The 22533-nt window shown below is 39.3% G+C and carries 19 protein-coding genes and 2 pseudogenes; 9 read left to right on the forward strand and 12 right to left on the reverse strand.

Annotation, left to right across the window (positions count from 1 at the left end):
* Nucleotides 1-52: 52 nt before the first annotated feature.
* The 5 genes from parC to MMY79_RS18320 form a co-directional block, all read right to left on the reverse strand.
* Nucleotides 53-2272, reverse strand: coding sequence for a DNA topoisomerase IV subunit A (gene parC / locus MMY79_RS18300; RefSeq protein ID WP_252610777.1), 2220 nt, complete (start codon nt 2270-2272; stop codon nt 53-55).
* A 152-nt stretch (nt 2273-2424) separates the two neighbouring features.
* Complete coding sequence (locus MMY79_RS18305) at nt 2425-3744, reverse strand: MFS transporter (RefSeq protein WP_174729928.1); 1320 nt, start codon at nt 3742-3744, stop codon at nt 2425-2427.
* Between the two features lie 78 nt (nt 3745-3822).
* Nucleotides 3823-4467, reverse strand: coding sequence for a trimeric intracellular cation channel family protein (locus MMY79_RS18310; protein WP_016139541.1), 645 nt, complete (start codon nt 4465-4467; stop codon nt 3823-3825).
* 45 nt (nt 4468-4512) lie between these two features.
* Nucleotides 4513-4980 (reverse strand): YchJ family protein, encoded by a 468-nt coding sequence (locus tag MMY79_RS18315; RefSeq protein ID WP_252610779.1) that lies wholly within the window; start codon nt 4978-4980, stop codon nt 4513-4515.
* A gap of 72 nt (nt 4981-5052) precedes the next feature.
* Nucleotides 5053-6645, reverse strand: a complete 1593-nt coding sequence (locus MMY79_RS18320) for a TerC family protein (RefSeq protein ID WP_252610781.1) — start codon at nt 6643-6645, stop codon at nt 5053-5055.
* A gap of 326 nt (nt 6646-6971) precedes the next feature.
* Between MMY79_RS18320 and MMY79_RS18325 the strand changes: the two genes are divergently transcribed.
* Entirely contained in the window at nt 6972-7595 is a 624-nt protein-coding gene (locus MMY79_RS18325) for a TIGR00730 family Rossman fold protein (protein WP_252610783.1), read from the forward strand.
* A 58-nt stretch (nt 7596-7653) separates the two neighbouring features.
* On the opposite strand, the gene MMY79_RS18330 is transcribed toward MMY79_RS18325, so the two are convergent.
* Nucleotides 7654-9459, reverse strand: a complete 1806-nt coding sequence (locus tag MMY79_RS18330; RefSeq protein ID WP_252610785.1) for a choice-of-anchor I family protein — start codon at nt 9457-9459, stop codon at nt 7654-7656.
* 163 nt (nt 9460-9622) lie between these two features.
* Here MMY79_RS18330 and mdtD point away from each other — a divergent pair, with 163 nt between their 5' ends.
* The 3 genes from mdtD to dinB all read left to right on the forward strand — a co-directional run bounded on the left by mdtD (nt 9623) and on the right by dinB (nt 12907).
* Complete coding sequence (gene mdtD, locus MMY79_RS18335) at nt 9623-11014, forward strand: multidrug transporter subunit MdtD (RefSeq protein ID WP_252610787.1); 1392 nt, start codon at nt 9623-9625, stop codon at nt 11012-11014.
* A gap of 77 nt (nt 11015-11091) precedes the next feature.
* Nucleotides 11092-11850, forward strand: coding sequence for a glycoside hydrolase family 25 protein (locus MMY79_RS18340; protein ID WP_252610789.1), 759 nt, complete (start codon nt 11092-11094; stop codon nt 11848-11850).
* 1 nt (nt 11851) lies between these two features.
* Entirely contained in the window at nt 11852-12907 is a 1056-nt protein-coding gene (dinB, locus tag MMY79_RS18345) for a DNA polymerase IV (RefSeq protein ID WP_252610791.1), read from the forward strand.
* A gap of 4 nt (nt 12908-12911) precedes the next feature.
* On the opposite strand, the pseudogene MMY79_RS18350 reads toward dinB, so the two are convergent.
* A pseudogene (locus MMY79_RS18350) lies at nt 12912-12998 on the reverse strand (hypothetical protein).
* 224 nt (nt 12999-13222) lie between these two features.
* Between MMY79_RS18350 and MMY79_RS18355 the strand changes: the two are divergent.
* Complete coding sequence (locus MMY79_RS18355) at nt 13223-13576, forward strand: RidA family protein (RefSeq protein WP_004795237.1); 354 nt, start codon at nt 13223-13225, stop codon at nt 13574-13576.
* Nucleotides 13577-13723: 147 nt separating this feature from the next.
* Here MMY79_RS18355 and MMY79_RS18360 read toward each other — a convergent pair whose 3' ends face one another.
* The 4 genes from MMY79_RS18360 to MMY79_RS18375 all read right to left on the reverse strand — a co-directional run bounded on the left by MMY79_RS18360 (nt 13724) and on the right by MMY79_RS18375 (nt 18941).
* Nucleotides 13724-14224: a DUF2726 domain-containing protein gene (locus MMY79_RS18360; RefSeq protein ID WP_252610792.1), complete on the reverse strand. Its 501-nt coding sequence runs from the start codon at nt 14222-14224 to the stop codon at nt 13724-13726.
* Between the two features lie 314 nt (nt 14225-14538).
* Nucleotides 14539-16920 (reverse strand): YgiQ family radical SAM protein, encoded by a 2382-nt coding sequence (locus MMY79_RS18365; protein WP_252610794.1) that lies wholly within the window; start codon nt 16918-16920, stop codon nt 14539-14541.
* A 212-nt stretch (nt 16921-17132) separates the two neighbouring features.
* The gene (locus tag MMY79_RS18370; protein ID WP_252610796.1) at nt 17133-18392 is read right to left on the reverse strand and encodes an esterase-like activity of phytase family protein; all 1260 of its coding nucleotides are present in this window, start codon (nt 18390-18392) and stop codon (nt 17133-17135) included.
* Nucleotides 18393-18536: 144 nt separating this feature from the next.
* Complete coding sequence (locus MMY79_RS18375) at nt 18537-18941, reverse strand: helix-turn-helix domain-containing protein (protein ID WP_252610798.1); 405 nt, start codon at nt 18939-18941, stop codon at nt 18537-18539.
* A gap of 81 nt (nt 18942-19022) precedes the next feature.
* Between MMY79_RS18375 and MMY79_RS18380 the strand changes: the two genes are divergently transcribed.
* The 4 genes and pseudogenes from MMY79_RS18380 (at nt 19023) to MMY79_RS18395 (ending at nt 21219) form a co-directional block, all read left to right on the forward strand.
* The gene (locus MMY79_RS18380; RefSeq protein WP_252610801.1) at nt 19023-19508 is read left to right on the forward strand and encodes a DUF2938 domain-containing protein; all 486 of its coding nucleotides are present in this window, start codon (nt 19023-19025) and stop codon (nt 19506-19508) included.
* Nucleotides 19509-19526: 18 nt separating this feature from the next.
* Nucleotides 19527-20093, forward strand: coding sequence for a flavodoxin family protein (locus MMY79_RS18385; RefSeq protein ID WP_252610803.1), 567 nt, complete (start codon nt 19527-19529; stop codon nt 20091-20093).
* Nucleotides 20094-20097: 4 nt separating this feature from the next.
* Nucleotides 20098-20283: pseudogene (locus MMY79_RS18390) on the forward strand (DUF2798 domain-containing protein).
* Between the two features lie 327 nt (nt 20284-20610).
* Nucleotides 20611-21219 carry a transglycosylase SLT domain-containing protein gene (locus tag MMY79_RS18395; RefSeq protein WP_252610805.1) on the forward strand — a complete coding sequence of 203 codons (609 nt, stop codon included), beginning with the start codon at nt 20611-20613 and terminating at the stop codon, nt 21217-21219.
* Nucleotides 21220-21271: 52 nt separating this feature from the next.
* On the opposite strand, the gene cysK is transcribed toward MMY79_RS18395, so the two are convergent.
* On the reverse strand, nt 21272-22270 hold the full coding sequence (gene cysK, locus MMY79_RS18400; RefSeq protein WP_252610807.1) for a cysteine synthase A: 999 nt from the start codon (nt 22268-22270) through the stop codon (nt 21272-21274).
* Between the last annotated feature and the right edge of the window lie 263 nt (nt 22271-22533).

A 22533-nucleotide genomic window follows, 5' to 3' on the forward strand; every position in this document is an offset into this window, starting at 1 on the left:
TTGCTTGAACATGTTGCCATATATAGCGTATTTATGTTGCCAGACGCTAGCTTTATCTCTGAATCAACAGTTTATTTGCTTTTTGATATCCACGTGGTAAGAGCTGACCTTTTGAAGCTCGTTTACCCATATATTTTTGTAGATCATCACCTTTTAATTTTAGATGTTGCTGACCTGCAACCACCTGAATTATTTCATCTAAGTTCAGGGTTGTCATGGATAAAATTTGCTCTTTCGCGTCAAGTTGTATCAACTTATTACCTTTACCCTTATTTAGATTTGGGAGTTCTGCCAAATCAATGATTAAGAGTCGGCCTGTTGAACTGAGCACAGCCAAATGTGTCATATTCTGAGCAGATATCAATGGTAAAGCTTTTGATTTTTCAGGAACAGACAAGAATGTTTTCCCTGCCTTGGCATTGGTATCTAACTGTTTGGCTTGAGTTTTAAACCCATAACCAGATGTGCTGGCAGCAATAAGTTCAGATTCTTCATCTTCTAGATAAACCTGAATAAACGACACACCACTGGCAGGAGCAAGTTTAGAACTTAATGGTTCGCCCAAACCTCTTGCTGATGGCAAACTGCTAATAGGTAAGGCATAACTACGCCCTGTCTCATCAAGGAAATAAATTCGTTGATTGGTTTTACCCACAGCGTGACTTAAATATTGGTCGCCCGCACGATAGTTTAAGTTCTCTGCATCAACATCCGCACCTTTTGCAGCACGAATCCATCCCGCTTCAGATAAAACCACCGTTACTGGTTCAGCTGGCATTAAATCCTGTTCTTTAATCTGAACAGCTTCAGCACGCGCCACGATTGGAGAACGGCGTTCATCACCGAACTTTTTCGCGTCTTCTTTTAATTCCCCAATAATCAGATTTTTTAAAGATTCTGGATTTTCTAATTGCTCACGAATAATGGCTGCTTTTGCAGCAAGCTCATCTTGTTCATGACGGATTTCCATCTCTTCAAGTTTTGCTAAATGACGCAACTTGAGTTCTAAAATTGCTTCTGCCTGTATCTCATCAATATTGAAATGTTCCATTAATACAGGTTTAGGCTGATCTTCTTCACGAATAATACGAATGACGGTATCAATATCAAGATAAGCAATTAAAAGACCTGCCAAAATATGCAGACGTTTTTCAATTCGGTTTAAATGATACTCTAAACGGCGAGTTACCGTTTTTTTACGGATCTCAATCCATTCAAGCAAGATACGACGAATCGATTTAACCTGAGGACGTCCATCTTCACCAATCATGTTTAAATTAACACGATAACTCGATTCTAAATCGGTGGTGGCAAATAAGTGACTCATCACCGCTTCAGCATCAATGCGGTTAGAACGAAGTACAATCACTAATCGTGTTGGATTTGCATGATCCGACTCGTCACGCACATCAACGACTAATGGTAGCTTTTTAGCCTGCATTTGGTCGGCAATTTGAGTAATCACCTTAGAGCCCGATACTTGATAAGGTAATTCAGTAATCACGATTTCATTTTTTTCTATGGTATACACCGCTCGCATGCGGTAACTGCCACGACCAGTGGTCTGGATTTTGAGTAATTCTTCTGGCGGCGTAATAATTTCAGCTTTTGTTGGTAAATCTGGCGCTGGAATATATTCAGCCAATTTTTCATCTGAAGTTTGCGGATTACGAATTAACGCAATCGTTCCTTTAATCACTTCACGTAAATTATGTGGCGGAATATCGGTCGCCATACCAACAGCAATACCGGTTGTACCGTTGAGTAGAATATTAGGAATACGCGCTGGCAACGTAATAGGTTCTTTTAATGAACCATCAAAGTTATCTTGCCAGTCAGTTGTGCCCTGACCTAACTCATTTAACAACAACTCACTGTAGGCAGAAAGTTTTGCTTCGGTATAACGCATCGCAGCAAATGACTTAGGATCATCTGGTGCACCCCAGTTACCTTGCCCTTCAATTAAAGGATAGCGATAACTAAACGGCTGAGCCATCAACACCATCGCCTCATAACATGCCGAGTCACCATGAGGATGATACTTACCGAGCACATCACCTACTGTACGCGCTGATTTTTTTGGCTTGCCGCTATTTTTTAAGCCTAACTCGCTCATGGCATAGACAATACGGCGCTGTACAGGTTTTAAGCCATCACTGATATGCGGCAATGCACGATCCATAATGACGTACATCGCATAATTCAGGTAAGCCTGTTCAGTAAATTCGGCCACAGAGCGGTTTTCTGTCGCTTGATGCGCAAGGCTGGTCATAGTCAGCTTATCTTCCAAATCAGTCGTTATTTTAAATGAGTCTTATGCTAAGTGGGCTATGTTACAGACACAAGAGGGAGTCTGTCACCTGAGCGTCAAATTATGTCTCATCTCTCTATATTTTTAGTTACTTGCTATAAAGTTAGGCAAAACTATAGGCCTATCGACTCTAGTCTTTTCCCTTGGGTTTCTTCACCTAATATTAAAATTACGGCTGCAACCAAAAGTAAAACAACTGTAAACATCATGAAAACATGACTAAACCCATGCTTTGCAACCATCATATGGGTAACAACGATTGGCGCTAAAATTCCACCTAAACGCCCCATTGCCGATGCCCAGCCCGAACCAAAAGCTCGAATATTGGCTGGATATTGTTCTGGCGTATAGGTGTATAACACTCCCCATGCCCCTAAATTGAAGAACGACATGAGGCAGCCCCAAAACATAATGCTGTTTACGCTGTCGGCTTGTCCAAAGAAATATGCAGACAGTGCACAAAACCCGATAAATGAAGCGAGTGTAATTTTTCTACCCAATCGCTCTACAAACCAGGCCGCAGCCAAGTAACCTGGTAGCTGTGCCAAAATCATCAGCAAAACATATTCAAAAGATTTAACAATGTCATAGCCCTGTTTCACCAATAAACTTGGCAACCACGTAAAAATGCCGTAGTAGGAATACACGATTCCAAACCAGATGAGCCACAGCATTAAGCTACGACGTGCAAAAGGACCACTCCAAAGTTGTTTAAAAGAGACCTTTTGTTGTATGGCTACAGGTACAACTTCAATGTGATGAACGATTTGGACACCCGCCTGAGCTTCTAGTTTTTGTACTAAAGCATGCGCTTCTTCGATACGACCACGGTTAATCAAGTACGGTATCGACTCAGGGAGTTTTTTCCAAATCACTAAAATATAAATCAGAGGGAGGCCGCCCATTAGAAATGCAATATGCCAGCCAAATTTAGGAATAATAAAATAGGAAATTAACGCCGCAACTAACCAACCTAAACCCCAAAAACTTTCAAGTAATACAATAAAACGACCACGTACATGTGAGGGTATATATTCACTCACCAATGTCACTGCAACAGGCAATTGTCCGCCGAGTCCAAGGCCAACAATAAAACGAAAAATCAATAACCATTTTAAATCTGGAGCAAAAGCACATAAGGCAGTCGCAATACTATAAATTGCCATGGTCGTGGCAAATATTGTCTTTCGACCAAACCGATCTGCTAAAGCCCCCGAGCAAACTGCTCCAATAGCCATTCCTACAAAGCCAATACTCACAATCCAACCGCTTTGGGCTGGGGTTAATGCCCAGTCTTTAACAAGCGTTGTCATGATAAAAGCAATGATACCGGTGTCCATCGCATCAAACATCCAACCTAACCCAACCACCCACAATAATGTGTAGTGGAATTTGCCAATTGGAAGATTTTGTATACGTGAAACCAGATCCATAAGAAAACTCTACTGGAAAAATAAGTGAGCAAGACAATATTTAATTGTTATAGCATGCTCACATCGCATTCTGCATGATTAATGTTCATCGGTTGATGAAGCTGATTCTGCATCGTCATCTTTATAAATAAACTTAGGCATTTCTAAGCCAAAATAGATCGCGATCAGACGCAGAGTAAAACCGAAAATTAAGGTTGAAACAACAGTTAACTCTAAACTGAATCCCAAATCTAAGCATACCCAGTAGCAAATGACCGCGACAAAAGCAATACTCGCATACAGTTCGCGACGGAAAACGAACGGGACATCGTTACATAAAATGTCACGTAAAATACCGCCAGAAACTCCAGTTAGCACCCCTGCTACTGCCGATACGACAAAACCATGCCCCATTTGTAAGGCAATCTGACAACCAATAATGGTAAATCCAATTAGGCCTAAGGCATCGAGTACCAAAAAGATGTTATGTAAGTGACGCATCCATTTAGCAATAATGATTGTGACAAATGCAGCACAACACGTCAGAACCAAATATTCAGGATGTTTTACCCAAGTTAAAGGATAGTGGCCGAGTAATACATCACGTACCGACCCGCCTCCTAAAGCAGTCACACAGGCAATCAGTACGACACCGAACCAGTCCATACTCCGTCGCCCAGCAGACAATGCACCTGTCATGGCTTCAGCAGTAATCGCAATAATATAAATAACGGTGAGTAACATTGCCCTTTCCCTCAGGCCAAACGGTGCGCGTATTTTAAGATAAAGTTATAGGAATTGTGCACAGCATTGTTTAAATTTTTTTCCAGAGCCACATATACAAGGCTGTTTCATAGTGACATGCATATCTACAGTAGGATCAAGAAAAAACCATTGTTGTTGCTGATATACAAAATGTGAAACCTCATGGTGAACCTGAGCTTTTTGCCCATCATGATAATGTGCCTTGAATTCAACCTGTGCATGGGTTTTATCTAGTCTCTCTTTGGCGTTAACGACGTCTAAACCCAACCATTGATTTTGTTTACTCCAGTCTGCAATAGCCTCTTTATCAAGTGCAGTTTGCTGGCCTAAAGCGGTTGTTTTCACAATATAATCAATTTGCTGTAATGCAAAAGCACTATAACGCGAACGCATAAGCTGCTCTGCTGTCAGGGCTTTTGCTGTGCCTAAATGTAACGGCTCACAACATTCTTGATAGTTACCGTTTCCACATGGACAAGTGTGTTGAGTCATTCTGTGTTTCTCAAATAAAAAAATAGCTCAGAGTTGAGCTATTTTATGATGTTTCTAGGCTTAAAATGTCATTTAATCTTTTGATTCATCTTGTTCGATAGAAACAATATGAACTTTCTCGATTTTATGACCTTCCATCGTAATCACTTCAAAGCGATAACCATCTGCTTCAACAGCTTCACCATTTTCTGGCAAGCGGCCTAAATGGAATAACAAGTAACCCGACAAAGTTGAATACTGTTCACTCTCATCAACCAAATCACGGCCTAATAAAAGCGATACGTGACGAATATCCGTTGAACCTTCAAGTATTAATGAACCATCTGCCAAACTCTCAGCGGCTGCATCTAGCTCATCTTCATCAGGGAATTCACCCGCAATCGCTTCTAAAATATCGATTGGCGTTGCAATACCTTCAATTGAACCGTATTCATTTAAAACGATTGCCATTTGTAAAGGTGCTTGACGCAATTGTTCCATCACCATAAGTACTTGAGCATTTTCATGCACGATGACGGGTTCACGTAAATGCTTTTGGAAATCGACCACACCTGTTTCAATGAAGCCATTTAGAACTTTATGAGTAAGTGCAATACCCTCAATATTATCAAGTTCACCACGTGCAACAATCAAACGAGAGTGTGTCATTGACATTAAACGTTCTTTTAAAACTTCTGGCTCGTCGTCTAAATCAATCCATTCAAGTTCAGGTCGTGGCGTCATAACAGACTTTACAGGACGTTCTGATAAACTCAAAACTCCTTGCACTAGCACACTGTGATAAGCGCCATTTTCTTCGTCAAAAACTTCATCTGCAAAAGCTTGTGTAGCCAATACGTCTTCTTTATCAGAAGATTGCGTATCTGAGCTAGAACCACTGCTTTTACTTCCTAACATACGTAAAACGGCAGAGGCAGTGCGATAACGCAAGTCTGTGGTTGTAACCAGTTTTTCCTGATTGCGGCGCATGCTCTGATTGATAATTTCCACCAAAACAGAGAAGCCAATTGCAGCATATAAGTAACCCTTCGGAATATGGAAACCAAAACCTTCCACCACCAAAGAGAAACCGATCATCATCAAGAAACCAAGACACAGAATAACAACCGTTGGATGCTTATTCACAAAGTCCATCAGTGGTCTTGATGCCCACAACATGATTCCGACAGCAATGACCACTGCAACCATCATGATTGACAGCTCTTTCACCATACCTACAGCTGTAATCACGCTATCTAGCGAGAATACGGCGTCAAGCACAACAATCTGGACAATAACCATCCAGAACGCAGCATGAACAGGATTATCTTCTTTATGAAGTTGGTTACCTTCCATGCGCTCATGCAATTCCATGGTGCCTTTAAAGAGCAAGAACACACCACCAAACAGCAAGATCAAATCACGACCAGAGAATGGATGATTAAGAATATGGAAAAGTGGTTCAGTTAGTGTCACGACCCAAGCAATTGAGGCTAAGAGTATAAGACGCATTCCCAAGGCAAGCACTAAACCAATTATACGTGCTTTAGCTCGCTGCTCTGGCGGCAGTTTTTCGGCCAAAATAGCGATGAAAACGAGGTTATCGATCCCCAATACAATTTCAAGAATGATTAAAGTTGCTAAGCCCACCCAAGCAGAGGGATCAGACATCCATTCAAAGATCATCGATCCTGCTCCTGTGCTGACTGGATTTTATCTTTATTTGGCAACACAACAGGCGCGCCTACACAAAGTGGGGAAAATGTTTTTTTAGGACAAGAAATTAAAACGGAGCGACTACAACCACTACCCATATTTGTTCATATGTTGTTAAACGAATTTTTAGTATAGGCAAGATTTAACATAAATTCATCATTTTTATTTGTTCATGACAGGCATTCACCAAACCCATACAAAACATGAATCTTTCCTATAAATCTGCTTATAAAGTTGTCATATCTTTTGCTTACTGTAGACAAGAAATATGAACGTGATAAGGTGAAAATAGAACAATGAATAGCGTATTAACAATGGCAGTAAATGATTCACCAATAACAGCTGTAAAAACAAAACAACCTCTTATTGCATTATATTGTGGTTCACGTGCAGGAAATAACCCAATCTACCGAGAAAAGGCGATTGAACTCGCTCATGGAATTGCTGACCAAGGTTTTGGTTTAGTCTATGGCGGTGCCAGTATTGGTTTAATGGGACAAGTTGCTGAAAGCGTTCTCGCAAACGGCGGAGAAGCTGTAGGTGTCATTCCTGAATTTATGCTCGATTATGAAGTAGCCCATGCAGGCTTAACCGAATTACATGTCGTAGAAACCATGCACGAACGCAAAGCCATGATGGCAGAGCGTGCAAGTGCATTTATTGCATTACCCGGTGGTTTAGGAACTTTCGAAGAAATATTGGAAATAGCCACTTGGGGCCAACTCAACCAACACCAAAAACCGATGATTTTATATAACGTAAATGGCTTTTATAATGCATTGATTACCCAGTTAGATCATGCGGTTCAAGAAGGTTTCCTCCCACTTCAGCACCGTGCTAAATTAATTGTATGTGATGATGTTAATCAAATTTATAACGTCATTAAAAATTTAAAAATGCCGAAAAGATTTGTTGTGTAATTTTCTAAATAATAAAAAGAGCCTGATAGGCTCTTTTTATTTGTACGTTGTATTTAATTTATTTTAAATTAATTTGATAAATTGCCGTACTACCACTCACTTCATTACCTACTACTAATAATGGCTGACCATTTGGCGAATTTTTTGCCGAAATGAAGATTAAACCCTCTGGGCCTAAGTCACCTTGTTTTGCCATGTCAGTTTCTTTGAAATTTCTAGTCGTAAAATATTCAACAAACTGCGGCTTTTGCGGATTAGTAATATCATAGACCATAATACCGCTTACTCGCTCTAATCCAATAAAAGCATATGTTTTCTTACCAATGGTCCCAACAGTAACACCTTCTGGTTCTGGTCCCTTGCCCGTACTGCGACTATCAAATGTCACTTCCTCATGATCACTATTAAAATAATCTGGGAATAGCTCAGCAATTTTACGTTCAAATTCGCTACCAGAGTCCCAAACTAACTGCCCTTTAGTATTCCATATACTAAATGAGCGCCCACCATAAGCATAAAGCTTGTCATAAGTTAGATAACCATCAGCATCTAATTTAGGTGAGCCATCATTATTAGTCTGGTAGCCTTTGGTCCAAGTGACTTTTAAACGGCCTAACTGATTATCTTCACGGCAACCAGCAGCATCAGTTGCCGTTGCACCACAATAGCCAAAAATCGCTGGATTCAAACGTGCGCCTTTTACACCTGCTACAATTTTTTGCAGATGTGCAGGATAATCTCCGTCTGCATTAAATCCTTTTTTCTTGAATAAATCTTTTACACGAATTTCTTCAGCAAAACCTTTAGTGATATCACCTGCAAAATAGGTATCCTCATCTGATAGCCATTCACGTGCATCACCCTCATTGGCAGTTACCAAATAAGTCTGGCCATTAGCCATATAATGCGAGATTGAATCTGGTTGATACATGCCCACCAGACCTGACCATGGCTGAATATTAATTTTACCAGTTGGATTACCTTTGCTATCTTGTGGACCATCACGATCACTAACATCTAATGCATTTGCCGCAATGCCATAATCCTTATAACCCAAAGGATAAAGCTCAATCACTTTTTGTTGAGTTAAATCAATTTGCGCCAATGCATTATTTTCTTGTAATGTGACCCAAGCAGTTTTGCTATCATCCGAAATAGTAATATATTCGGGTTCTAAGTCTTGTGCGACAGTCGCATTTGGTCCAAAAATACGGATACCCTTTTCTAGCAATGCTGCCTTTTGATTATTCCATGCTTTAAAATCAGCAATAACTGCTTTTGGCTGCTGAATATTACTCACATCAATAATACTCACTGAACCTTCAGGATCGACAGAATAATCATCATTAGGCTCAGCTTCATTTGCGACCAAAACTTTCTGACCATCTGGTGTAAAAGTCAACATATCCGGCAGAGCACCAACTTCAACCTTACTAATAAAGCTAAGATCACTGGCTTTAAAAAATACAACAATCCCCGGATCAGTTTTGACTTTTGCTTGTACAGCTAAAGCTACAATCCCATTATGTACTGAAACACTATTTACCTCTGAATCCGCTAAATATAGGCGAGCAGATAATTCTTTAATATGGACGGGTTTCTCAGGTTTAGAAGCATCTAAGATATCAACCAAACCTTTTTGTGCATTTACTACAAATAAGCGTTTACTTTGTGGATCATAAGCAGGAATTTCCGCTGCACTTTCAATAAAAATACCTGTTTCATAACGTCCCAGTAAACTTAACTGAATACTATTTGGAGTGATTTCGGTTTCTGGTTGGCTTACGGTATTGTCACTATCATTACAAGCACTTATCCCCACTGATAAAATTGCAACGAGCAATGCTGTAAACTTAAATTTCATTTTAATATCCATAGCTTATTTTGAATTGATTAATTTATAAGCACACCATTTAATTCTGATGACATTTTCATGTGAATTTCACCATAATAGGCTTCTTATTAGTTTTGCTTCTTTTAGCTCCAATTTGTTTTACACTAGACCAAAACGTTAACTTTCAAATGTTATGAATGCCACGCCGACTCACCAAGCCTTGCAACCTGAATATCGCTTACTCGTTCTTTTGGTTTCCATTGGCTTTTTTATGCAGGCTTTGGATACAACGATTGTAAATACTGCTATTCCTGCAATGGCTCACCATCTAAATGAAAATCCTTTGCGCATGCACAGCGTAGTAGTGGCCTATGTCTTATCAGTAGCGGCTTGCATTCCTTTAAGTGGATGGTTAGCAGACCGCTTTGGTGTTAGAAATATTTTCTTATCGGCAATCGTTATTTTTACTTTAGCCTCTTTAGGTTGTGGTCTTTCTCAGAGTCTCAATGAGCTCTTATTTTTCCGAGTCATCCAAGGCGTAGGCGGAGCTTTACTACTTCCTGTTGGCCGACTATCACTTTTAAGAATTATTCCCCGAACTCAGTTTTTAGCTGCAATGAGCTTAATGAGTCTTGCAGGTTTACTCGGGCCGTTGGCTGGTCCAACTTTAGGTGGCTGGTTAGTTGAAGTTGCAACCTGGCACTGGATTTTCCTGATTAATATTCCCATGGGTATCTTAGGCATATTAATGACATTAAAAGTCATGCCTAATTTAAAAGAGCCTTCAGTCAAAACATTTGATTTAGGTGGTTTCATCTTGTTAGTGGTGGCCATGATTGGCTGGTCTTTGGGTATTGAACATTTAGCCTCACCTGAATATTCAAAATGGTTCAGCATTTCGTTATTAGTGGTCGGCATAATCGCAACACTTTGGTATGCCTATCATTCTCATACTCATCAAAATGCGTTGTTCCGCAGCCGTCTTTTTAGAAACAAAATTTATGCGATTGGTATTTTAGGTAATTTCTTTGCCCGCTTTGGTGGTAATGCCTTACCTTTTGTTTTACCACTCATGCTACAGGTGGCTTTTGGCTTTGAACCTTTCATAGCAGGTTTAATGATGATCCCATTAGTCTTAGGATCGTTATTTTCAAAACCAATTGTCAGACCTATTATTCAAAAAATTGGCTATCGACGTTTTTTACTCATCAACACAACACTGGTCGGGCTATGTATTGCCTCTTTCGCCATCATGACAGTCGACACTCCAACTTGGTTTAGAGCCTTGCACTTTTTCTTATTCGGCACATTAAACTCATTACAATTTGTTGGCATGAACACATTGACCTTAAAAGATCTACCTCAACAAGATGCGAGTAGCGGCAATAGCTTTTTATCGATGATCATGATGCTATCAATGAGTATTGGCGTGGCACTGGCAGGTACACTCATTAATGTATTCACCAGCTATTATGGTGCAGCTCATGTGACTACAGCATTCCATGTCACTTTAATTTGTCTCGGCTGTATCAATGTAATTGCGGCTCTTATTTTCTGGCAAATTCCAAAAAATACCCCCGTATAAGCCGTTGCATTTTTAGCGTGGTTTCTGACTCCTGAATCACGCTATGATGTCGGCTTCATATTTTTAATGAGTTTTGCATGACCAAACTGGCTAAAACCTTTTCCACAGCACGGTACAATACCTTAATCGGAATTGGCTTAACATGTGTTATGGGATTCCTAGCTTATTTTGGTCTGTTCTATCAACAAAAAGCCGTTGCGCAAGATTATCCAGTTCAAGGATTCGATGTTTCTCACCATCAAGGTGATATCGACTGGAAAAAAATATCACCAGAAAAGTTTCAATTCGTTTATTTAAAAGCGACTGAAGGTGGCAATTACAAAGATTCAAAATTTCAAGAAAACTGGCTCAAAGCCCGCGAACATGGGCTTCATGTAGGGGCTTATCATTTTTACCGTTTATGTCGTGATGGTAAAACGCAAGCAGATAACTTTATTGCGACTGTGCCTAAAAAATCAGATGCCCTTCCACCCGTTATTGATCTGGAATATGACGGCAATTGTATTAATGCACATACCAAAGAACAATTACTTAAAGAAATAGGCATCATGCATGATCGCTTAAAACAGCATTATGGCAAACAGCCTATCTTTTATATTTCTAAAACTTTTTACCACATTGTGTTAATCGGTAGTTTTCCCAATACACCACTTTGGGTTCGTGATTATGAAGGTAAACCTGAACTTAAAGACAAGAGAAAATGGCTCTTCTGGCAGCATAGTAATCAGGGTAAAATTGAAGGGATGACAAAGCCCGTAGACTTAAATGTTTATGAGGGTTCAGTCAAAGAATGGCACCAATTCTTACAGCTGCAAGGCATCGTGAAAGCACAATAATATGCGCAAAATCATTCATATCGATATGGATGCCTTTTATGCATCAGTCGAATTGCGAGAGCGTCCTGATCTAAAGCATCTCCCTGTGGTTATTTCTTCGCATCATCCGCGAGCTGTGATTGCTGCTGCATCTTATCCTGCCCGCGAATTTGGTTTACGCTCAGCCATGTCGATGACTCAGGCAAGAAAATTATGCCCTCAAGTGGTTATTATTGAGCCAAATTTTGAAAAATATCGTACAGTCTCCGCTCAAATTCACTCTATTTTTCAGCAATATACTCTGCTTATTGAACCTTTATCTTTAGATGAAGCTTATTTAGATGTCACTGAAAACCTAAAACAGATTGCGAGTGCAACCGAAGTTGCCATGCACATTCGGGAAGATATTTTTCGGTTAACTGGACTGACTGCATCCGCAGGTGTAGCCCCTAATAAATTTTTAGCAAAAATTGCTTCGGACTGGAACAAGCCTAATGGTTTATGTGTAATCAAACCTTCGCAGGTTGCCAATTTCATTCAAGACCTTCCACTTAAAAAAATTCCTGGCGTCGGCAAAGTCACTCAGGAAAAATTACAGCAGCTTCAATTACATACTTTGGGCGATTTACAGAAAATTGAAGAGGCTGTTTTAGTTCACCACTTTGGTAAATATGGACAACAACTCTACCTATATGCGCAGGGAGTTGATCATAGACCTGTTCAAGCTGAAAGAGCTCGCCAACAAATTTCGAAAGAGACAACTTTCGATAGTGACTTTACCTTGGTTCAATGTCAGCCTTATTGGCAGGGATTAGCCGAAAAAGTATGGCAAAGCTTAGAGAAAAAACAGCTCAATGCGCGTGGTGTGAATATCAAACTTAAACTCAAGAATTTTCAAACATTACAACATAGTAAAAGCTTTAAAAGACCCATCCAGTCGTTACAAGACTTAATCCAAGTTTTATTTTTATTATTAAATGAAATGCAGATTCCCGAACATTTCCAGTTTCGTTTAATTGGTATAGGAGTTTATCAATTACAGACTCAAGCGGATGACTTCCAACTTAACCTTTGGTGATTGTCTAATTTTTACCCAAAAGAGCAACTTTTAAACAAAAGCTATTCCCTTTTACTCCAAGTTTAGAGTAACCTAATCAGCGCATATTCATTACCCATGTATTTGCAACATGCCAAAAGCAACCTTTACTTTCGGCATATCGTCCTGTGATTGGCGTGACGACCAAATCCGAATATTACAGGGCCCATCTGATACATGGCTTTGACATCCCTTCATCACAATAATCTACTGAAATTCCGTTCTACTTGCTTGCACCCTCATAGCAACTCTTCATAAAATCAATACTATTAAATAAAGCCACTCTAGAGCATTTTTATGACGGTAAAGCGTTTACACGTGACTTCACGCTACTGCGAAGTTGCGATTTCAGGTAATTTAGTACACTTAGCTGGACAACTCGCAGATGATACGAGCGTAGATGTTACAGCACAGACTCAACAAACTTTAGATAATATTGACCGTCTATTGGCAGAAGCTGGAACTGATAAAACCCATATTCTTTCTGTTATGATTTTTCTAAAAGATATCGACAAAGATTATGCAGCAATGAACGCAGTTTGGGATGCATGGATTAGTGAAGGACATCCACCAGCACGTACTTGTGTCGAATCTAAACTTTATGCGCCAGATGTGCTTGTAGAAATGACGGTTGTTGCAGTACTTCCATAATTTTTATAAATATAAAACGGCATTAAATTGAGCAATATTTCTAATTATATTGCTCAATTTTTTTGTGGGTTTAAAATTTTTAATGTCAGCATGTTATTTAGGTCTTCTTTAATGAGTTCTCCGATCAATTGCTATAGTCTCTAATTTTTAAGACTTCACAAAAGCATTTGACATTCTTTCTAATTGCGGCGTTGCATGTAAAGTTGCCATCTCTGTTTCTGGAGTCAATAAGTCCCTTCTTAGATCGTGATAATCAGGCACTTCACTGTAATGCAGTACACGATAGCCAGCCAGTTGTAATAGACGACGTTCATATTGTTGATGAGCTCGGCGTAAACCACTTTCTCCAAGAACAACCACTACAACAACCTGATAATTTTGATCAAGTACAACAAAATCAGCCGCCATATTTTGATATTTTCGACGTGTATGCGCATATTTTGTAGTTAATAGTGCATCAAACGATACATGTGCCAACACAGTAAATTTAGGTAAAACTGTTTGTAGTCTGGTTAATGTCATTTGCTCATGACTGGTTAAGACTGCACGGCGTTTCAAGGCACTATCATGTTGATGCCTTCGTGAAAGACTTTTCACTGCCATCACAACAGCCAGAAATAATAATAAGATCGTGATTAAATAGTACATGGGTCCAATCCTTTAGGTTTTTTATAATGATTTTGCTAGATCACACTTTGTTTTAATTGATAACGACACAGCCGTTTTTTAAAAGGTTCACTTAGTAATTTCACTTGTAGTTATCAAGCTTGGCTTAAATTTAGCCACCCTCACATTATTTATAATCATAGACTCTACAACAATCAAGTGCAGCTCGTCAGATTTTTGCTATTTATCATTATTCGTTACGTTTTTTGTACTTTTAATCTGCAAAAATCTCACTATATGATTTAAACAGACACTTTAAAAACAAAACAGGCTCTGTTTAAGAGCCTGTTTTATCACTATCCACGAACTTTGCTTTTAGGTTTACTTTTTCCACCAAATGGTCTTTTCTCACCTGTTTCACGAGGAGGCAAGCCTGTATGTTGGGTTAGAACCTGTCCTTTTTGTGGACGTTTTTGTCCTGCTACTGAACGAGATTGCCCTTGACCACGTTTTGCTGAATCACCCGCGACAGAAGAGTTCTTCTTACGTGCGGACTTATATTCACCATCAGCAGTACCTTGTGGCTGATAGGTCGGGATCAAGTGCTGCTTTGAATTACCAATTAAATCGGCACGGCCCATTTCTTTTAAAGCCTCACGAAGTAATGGCCAGTTGTTTGGATCATGGTAACGTAAGAATGCTTTATGCAAACGACGACGCTTGTCACCTTTTACAATATCAACCTTTTCAGTATAGCGAGCTACTTTAGCAAGCGGGTTTTTGCCCGAATAATACATGGTCGTTGCGGTTGCCATTGGCGATGGATAGAACGTCTGTACCTGATCGGCACGGAAACCATTTTTCTTAAGCCAAATTGCAAGGTGCATCATGTCATAATCTGAAGTACCCGGATGTGCTGCAATAAAGTAAGGAATTAGGTATTGCTCTTTTCCTGCTTCTTTACTGAAACGGTCAAACATTTGCTTGAAACGATCATACGTACCAATACCCGGCTTCATCATCTTAGATAAAGGACCATTTTCAGTATGTTCTGGCGCAATTTTTAAATAACCACCAACGTGATGTTGTACCAACTCTTTCACATATTCAGGGTTCAATACCGCAAGGTCATAACGCAAACCCGAACCGATCAGAATCTTCTTCACACCTTTAATCGCACGTGCTTTACGATAAAGCTGCACTAAAGGTGCATGATCGGTATGCAAGTTCTGACAAACGCCCGGATATACACAAGAAGGTTTACGACAGTTCTTCTCAATTTCAGGGTCTTTACAGTGCAAACGGTACATGTTTGCTGTTGGACCGCCTAAGTCTGAGATAATTCCAGTGAAGTTTGGTGCCGTGTCACGAATTTTCTCAATCTCACGTAAAATTGATTCTTCAGAACGGTTTTGAATAATACGACCTTCATGTTCTGTAATCGAACAAAAAGTACAACCGCCAAAGCAACCACGCATAATATTGACCGAGAATTTGATCATATCAAATGCAGGGAAACGCGCATCGCCATATGTAGGATGCGGTAACCGTACATATGGAAGATCAAATACATAGTCCATTTCCTCAGTGGTTAGAGGAATTGGTGGAGGATTGATCCAGACATCACGCTCACCATGACGTTGAACGAGTGCACGTGCATTACCCGGATTAGTCTCAAGATGCAAAATACGGTTTGCATGCGCGTAAAGCACTTGATCATTTGCCACTTCTTCAAAAGAAGGTAAACGAATTACCGCTAACTCTCGTGGTGGCAACTTGTGTTTAATTGCTTTTGACGGTGCCGGCTTTAATTGAACAATTTGAGTGTCGTCATCTAATTTGTCGCCTTCACGCACAATCGGATTTGCAACAAACTCTTTTTGGAAATCTTGATACTGAGCTAAAGAGTTACCCTTTTCTTTTTCAACCTCACAGCCATCAATATCTTCAGTCATGACATATGGGTTAATGATTGGATCAACACGTCCAATGCTATCTACATCATTACTTGCAACTTCAACAAACTTTGCTTTTGATGCTTTGTTATGTTTATTAATAATAAATGCTGTACCACGAACATCTGTAATTTCGTGGATTTTTTCACCTTTAGCTAATCGGTGCATCACATCAATAATGGCACGCTCACCATTACCATACATGAGCAAATCGGCTTTTGAGTCCATCAAAATCGAACGACGGACTTTATCTGACCAATAATCATAGTGGGCAATACGACGTAAACTACCTTCAATACCACCTAATAACACGGGTACGTCTGGAAATGCTTCACGACAACGTTGGCAATATACCGTTGCAGCACGGTCAGGACGTTTGTTCGGCTCATTGTTTGGAGAATAAGCATCATCAGAACGGATTTTACGATCTGCCGTATAACGGTTAATCATCGAATCCATATTACCTGCGGTTACACCCCAAGCAATTGTTGGCTTACCTAAAACGCGGAAGCTTTCAACATTGGTCCAGTCTGGCTGCGCAATAATTCCGACACGGAAACCTTGTGCTTCAAGCACACGTCCAATTACACCCGATACAAATGATGGATGGTCAATATAAGCATCGCCACAGACTAAAATAAAGTCACATGCATCCCAGCCGAGTTGGTCCATTTCTTCTCGTGACATCGGCAAAAATGGTGCGGGTTCAAAACACGACGCCCAATATTTGTCGTAATCAAACAGCGCTTTTGGCGCAGTCTGCATGGTGTAGGCAGTAGACATGGCTTGCGAATCTCGGCTAGCAGATGGAGGAGAGACATCTAAAGATGAAAGCTGATCATTTTAACATGAATTTCATTCATTTTCCCTGTTTATAAAACATGCGAAAACAACAATATAGAAATTAATTTGATTAAACTTTGCTCAATATTTTATTCTTGGCATAAATACGGCGGAACAAAATCCGCCGCAGCTTTAATTTTTATTTATAAAACTTAGAATAAAGCTTTTGGCAAACGAATCTGAATAATCTCATTATTATCAGCCAATTTTGCATTACGTCCTGTAGATCCAGGGAAGTTATTATCATTGAAAACGGTAAGCGTTGTACCATTCTCAATAATCACATCTTCAATGGTTTCAAATGGGAAAGCAAAAACCTGTCCCGTACCAATATCCCCTGCTCTAGCTGTGCCATACAACATATTCGGATTAGCAATCTTAATTAAATCGACTAAATCTTCACGGCTTACTAGTTGGCCTGACTCATTTAATTTAATACGAATTAATTTTTTATAGCCGCCTAAATTATTCTGGGTCGCATCACGTTCAATAATGATCCCTTCTTTATCATTAAAGAGTTGGAAGTCACCAATATTGGTTGCCTTGCTGTCTAACTGGAACCAATAATATTTCCCTGTATACGCTTTTTTCTTCAGGTCAAATTGAGAAATCAGCAATTGTCTTTCTGTTTCTCGAATTGATTTAATTGGCTTTTCTATAAGCGGGTAAAGATACTGCCCATCTGGTGAAATTGCCATTCCTTCAAAACCACCACTTTGCTGAACCAAAGGCTCTACAAAATTAATTTGTGCTTTATTAAACTGATTTTGTGGTGAACGTAATTCTTGAGTCGGGTTTAACGGATTTGGTAGAGCAATCGGTGCATCTAATAACACGCCATCTGCTGAAAAATGAAGTAAATAAGGCCCAAATTCATCGCCAATCCAATAAGTGCCATCACTAGTACGTTGCATTGACTCTGGGTCAAAATCAGCACCCGTTAATAAACGCTCAGGCGTATTACCGTTCACGATATTAAATGAAATTAATTTGTTCGGATCACGTAGCTGGATAAAGCTTTGCACAGTTACTTGACCCGTGCCTTTAGCTTGAGTTTTGAAATCAGGCTTTAATTTATAAATACGAAGTAGAAAGTCTGCTGAATTATCTTGAGTTCCGAAACCGTTATCAGCCATTGCCATATAACTGCCATCTTCATTTTTTAATGCAGCAGAAAAGCCTTGTACAGGTTGGCCTTTAAATGGAGGATAAATTCCATTTGCACCTTTCACATATGCCCCAGAGTCTGGACCAGCTGCATAGGTTTCTACAGGTAACTTGGCAAAAGAAATTAAGGTTGGTTCAGTCAGGTTTTCAGTAGGTGAAGTTTGTTCTTGGTCGTTATCATCGTTACATGCCGTCAACCCTAAACTGGCACAGCACAATAATGCCACTAATGTTTTTTTGCTCATAGTTTTATACGTTTGGTAAAAAAATTAAGCAAATTTAATCAAGCTTATATGAAGTTTTTACTTCAAAAAGATGAAATCTTTATGGCGAAAATATGACAAGCCCAACTGCTCAGTAGAAAATTAAACTTCTTGCTAAAAAACTGATTAAAGTTTCGTTGGTTGATATTCTCCTGCAATTGCTGCTTTTAAAAAGTTCTGGAATGTTGGACATTCCATATGATTTTCAGCAGGACATACCGCAGCATGTTCTAATCCTTGGCTGATAAAATGCAATCGCTTTGCCATGTGCTCTAGCTGTTCAGCTTTATCTTTTAGTTTTTGCCGATCAAGCTCAGGCTTACCATCTTGTCCAAACATTGTTACGATTTCATTTAAAGAAAAACCTGCGGCACGACCTAAAGCAATGAGTGCTAGTTGATCAAGCACCTGCTTACCATATTGCCGACGTAAACCTTGCCGCCCTATCGATTTAATTAATCCTTTCTCTTCATAAAAGCGTAGCGTAGCCGTTGTGACTTTTGCTCTTTTAGCGACTTCACCAATATCCATAACAGCCTCTTGACTTCAAGTGAACTTGAACTTGCACAATAAATTTATCACGTTTCAGACGTATAAAAGCAAGGTTTCAAAATGAATCTCTCCACATTGTTCTTTCAGGCTTTATGTCTCGGTATTGGTGCAACAATTATTATGGATATCTGGCTGTTAATATTGAATATCTTTAAAATTCCGACCTTAAATTTCGCCTTTCTCGGCCGCTGGGTCGGTTGGATATTCCACGGAAAAATCATCCATCAATCTATAGCTCAAAGCCCTCAAATTAAAGATGAATATTTATTAGGTTGGGTTGCTCATTATAGTGTTGGGCTGATCTTTGCATTGAGCTTTCTCTTCATTGTCGGCTCAACTTGGCTTAGCCATCCTCAGTTTTATCCAGCACTTCTGTTTGGTGTAGTCACCGTTCTTATTCCTTTTTTTATTATGCAACCTGCGATGGGTAGTGGCTTTGCTTCATCAAAAACACCTCACCCTTTTTTGAACTGCCTAAAAAGTTTGATGAACCATAGTGTTTTTGGTTGTGGCTTATATCTCACTGCAAAACTATTTCAACTTTAAATAAAGAGGAAACTACTCATGAAAACCGTTGCCATTATTTACTATAGTCGCCAAGGCCACACCCAATTTATTGCTCAGCAAATTCAAACTGGCATCTTGAGCCGTAAAGATATTAAAGTAGATTTGCTAAATGCTGAACATCTTGTCGAAAACCCAGAAACACTAATTCAATATGATGGCTTAATTTGGGGATCCCCTACTTATTTAGGTGGTGTATCTTCCAAGTTAAAACAACTCATGGATGCAACAGGTCCATTATGGAAAAAACAGAAATTTAAAGGAAAACTGGCGGCTGGTTTTACCGTATCTTCCCTCCCTGCAGGTGATAAACAATCGACGCTCATTTCACTTTTTACCTTTTGTATGCAACACGGCATGTTATGGGTCGGCAACCCGATTATGCCTGAACAGCACCAAGGTATTCCTTATACTCAAGCAGCGAATCGTCTCGGTTCATGGTCAGGCTTAATGGCTCAGGCTGAACATGGCAGTAATGCCGATAGGTTTGATGAAGGAGATATTAAAACTGCTCAACAATTTGGAGAAAATTTTGCATTGACCTTAAATACTTATAAAGGAATATAAGCCAATGAAAGAACAGAAATTTTCATTCCTCTTAGTTTTGTCTGAAATGATGTCTTTTATCATTTCAGGTATTTGAACTTTTAAAGTAGTGGGACTAAATCATCATTTTCTTTCATTGTGGGTATCGGCTTGGATTATTGCATGGCTGTTGGCTTTTCCAAGTGTATCGATTTCTGCTCCTATAGCCTAGAAACTTGTCGACATTGTATTTAAGAAAGTTGAAGAAGTCCGTCTGTAAGTTAAAGCGTACAAAACTTGCGGCGATTTGCGGATATTCATCTTCAGTATTTTTTCATATTATATGAAACATAGAGAGACAGGATGTCTCATTGAAGAAGAATAAGAACGCAGGAAGCGGTAGTTGACAGGAGTTAGCTACATAAGCTGAATACGAAGGAACCTCGACAGGATGTCGGGGTTCTTTCATTTTAATTATACAAAATTCTCACTATTTGCTTGTGCTGAGCAACAGAACTTATATTGATCGATTAGTTACAGCTGAATACCATGATTTCATTTGAAATTTGATTATCGGTTTTGTATTTTGCTTACCTCATCTCTATCTAACAATTATTTTAAACCTGCTCAAATACAAATTTTGAGTCTCAAATTTTTCGTAATTGCTTTAATGACAATAATGACGGGGTGTACCAGCTTAGGCCCGAATAGTGGTTCATTTTCATGGCGTTCAAATAAGCTCTCGTCTGGCCTACAAAAAGCTTATTCTGTTCCGCAAAGCACAGCGAATCGGTTATCTCCAATTATTATTCAAAGTGCTGACCAATATAATGTGCCGCCTCTTTTACTTGCCGCGATCATAAGACAAGAATCAAGTTACAATACTAATGCTCTCTCGCCTACGGGTGCAGTAGGTTTAACTCAAATTATTCCCAGCTATTGGCAACAAACTTGTGCTGGTAATTTGTATGATGAATCTACAAATATTCAATGTGGCGCATATATTTTAAATCATTACTATCAATCAGCAGATAGTTGGTTTAAGGCTACGGCTTATTATAATGTTGGCCCAACTGGATATGAGCGAAGCTTCTGGACACGGCACAAAGCTAAAAAATATGCTCGATCTGTTAAACATCATCAAAAAGCTTTAAAAAGTGCTTTATAAATAAGCTTAAATAAAAGCCCATCAATAGATGGGCTTTTTTATGCGGTTAATTTTATTCGTCAAATAAACCGTCAAACAGAACAGAAGATAAATAACGCTCTCCACTGTCTGGAAGAATAACAACAATCGTTTTACCAGCATTTTCAGGGCGTTCTGCAACCTTAGCTGCCGCAGCCAAAGCTGCTCCACTTGAAATACCCACTAAAATACCTTCTTGGGTTGCACAGTTTCTTGCACACTGAATTGCTTCTTCGCTAGTCACTGGTAAGACTTCATCAACAAGATCTAAATCAAGATTCTTTGGAATAAAGTTCGCACCAATTCCCTGAATTTTATGTGGTGCAGGTGTAATGTTCTCCCCATTTCTAGTTTGAGTAATAATTGGAGACTCAGCAGGTTCAACGGCTACAGAATACAAAGGTTTATTTTGAATTTGTTCGAAATAACGAGAAATACCAGTAATTGTGCCGCCAGTACCTACACCCGCAACCAAAATATCGACTTGCCCATCTGTTGCTTGCCAAATTTCAGGACCAGTTGTATCCACATGAATTTGTGGATTCGCTGGGTTTTCAAATTGCTGAGGCAGAAAATAAACATCTGGCTGTTCAGCTGCTAACCGTACAGCCTCATCAACCGCACCTTTCATCCCTTTCGCAGGTTCAGTTAAAACCAAATTGGCACCGAGTGCTTTTAATACTTTTCTACGTTCAAGACTCATGCTTGCTGGCATAGTTAAAGTAATTGGATAACCCTTAGCAGCTGCAACAAAAGCTAGTGCAATCCCCGTGTTACCACTGGTTGGTTCAACAATTTGCATGCCTTCTTTTAATACGCCGCGCTTTTCTGCATCTGCAATTAGTGCCGCTCCAATACGACATTTCACAGAGAATGCAGGGTTACGGCTTTCCACTTTTGCTAATACGGTTGCACCGGTTTTAATCAAACGGTTAATGCGAACTAAAGGAGTATTACCAATAGCTTCTGCATTATTTGAATAAACTGCGATCCCTAAATTATTGGGTGTTGGAAATTGCTGATCAGTAGACATGTTATATCCTTATTAGATTTGGAATGATTCTGAATCATTATAAGCTTCTATAATAAACAGGAAAGTAGAAAAGCTAAGTAATACCTAAATTCTCAAATGAACAGTGTCTCTTGTCATAGATTTCTTTTAATAAATAAAAATTAAAAAATTATTTTAAAAAACAAATTATTAGATTAAATAAGTTTATTTATCTATCCATATCATGCATTAAAAATAAGAGAACGTCAGGCTAATATCGCACATCGTCTGGTCATAAATTAAAG

The sequence above is a fragment of the Acinetobacter sp. XS-4 genome (genome assembly GCF_023920705.1).
Taxonomy (GTDB): Bacteria; Pseudomonadota; Gammaproteobacteria; order Pseudomonadales; family Moraxellaceae; genus Acinetobacter.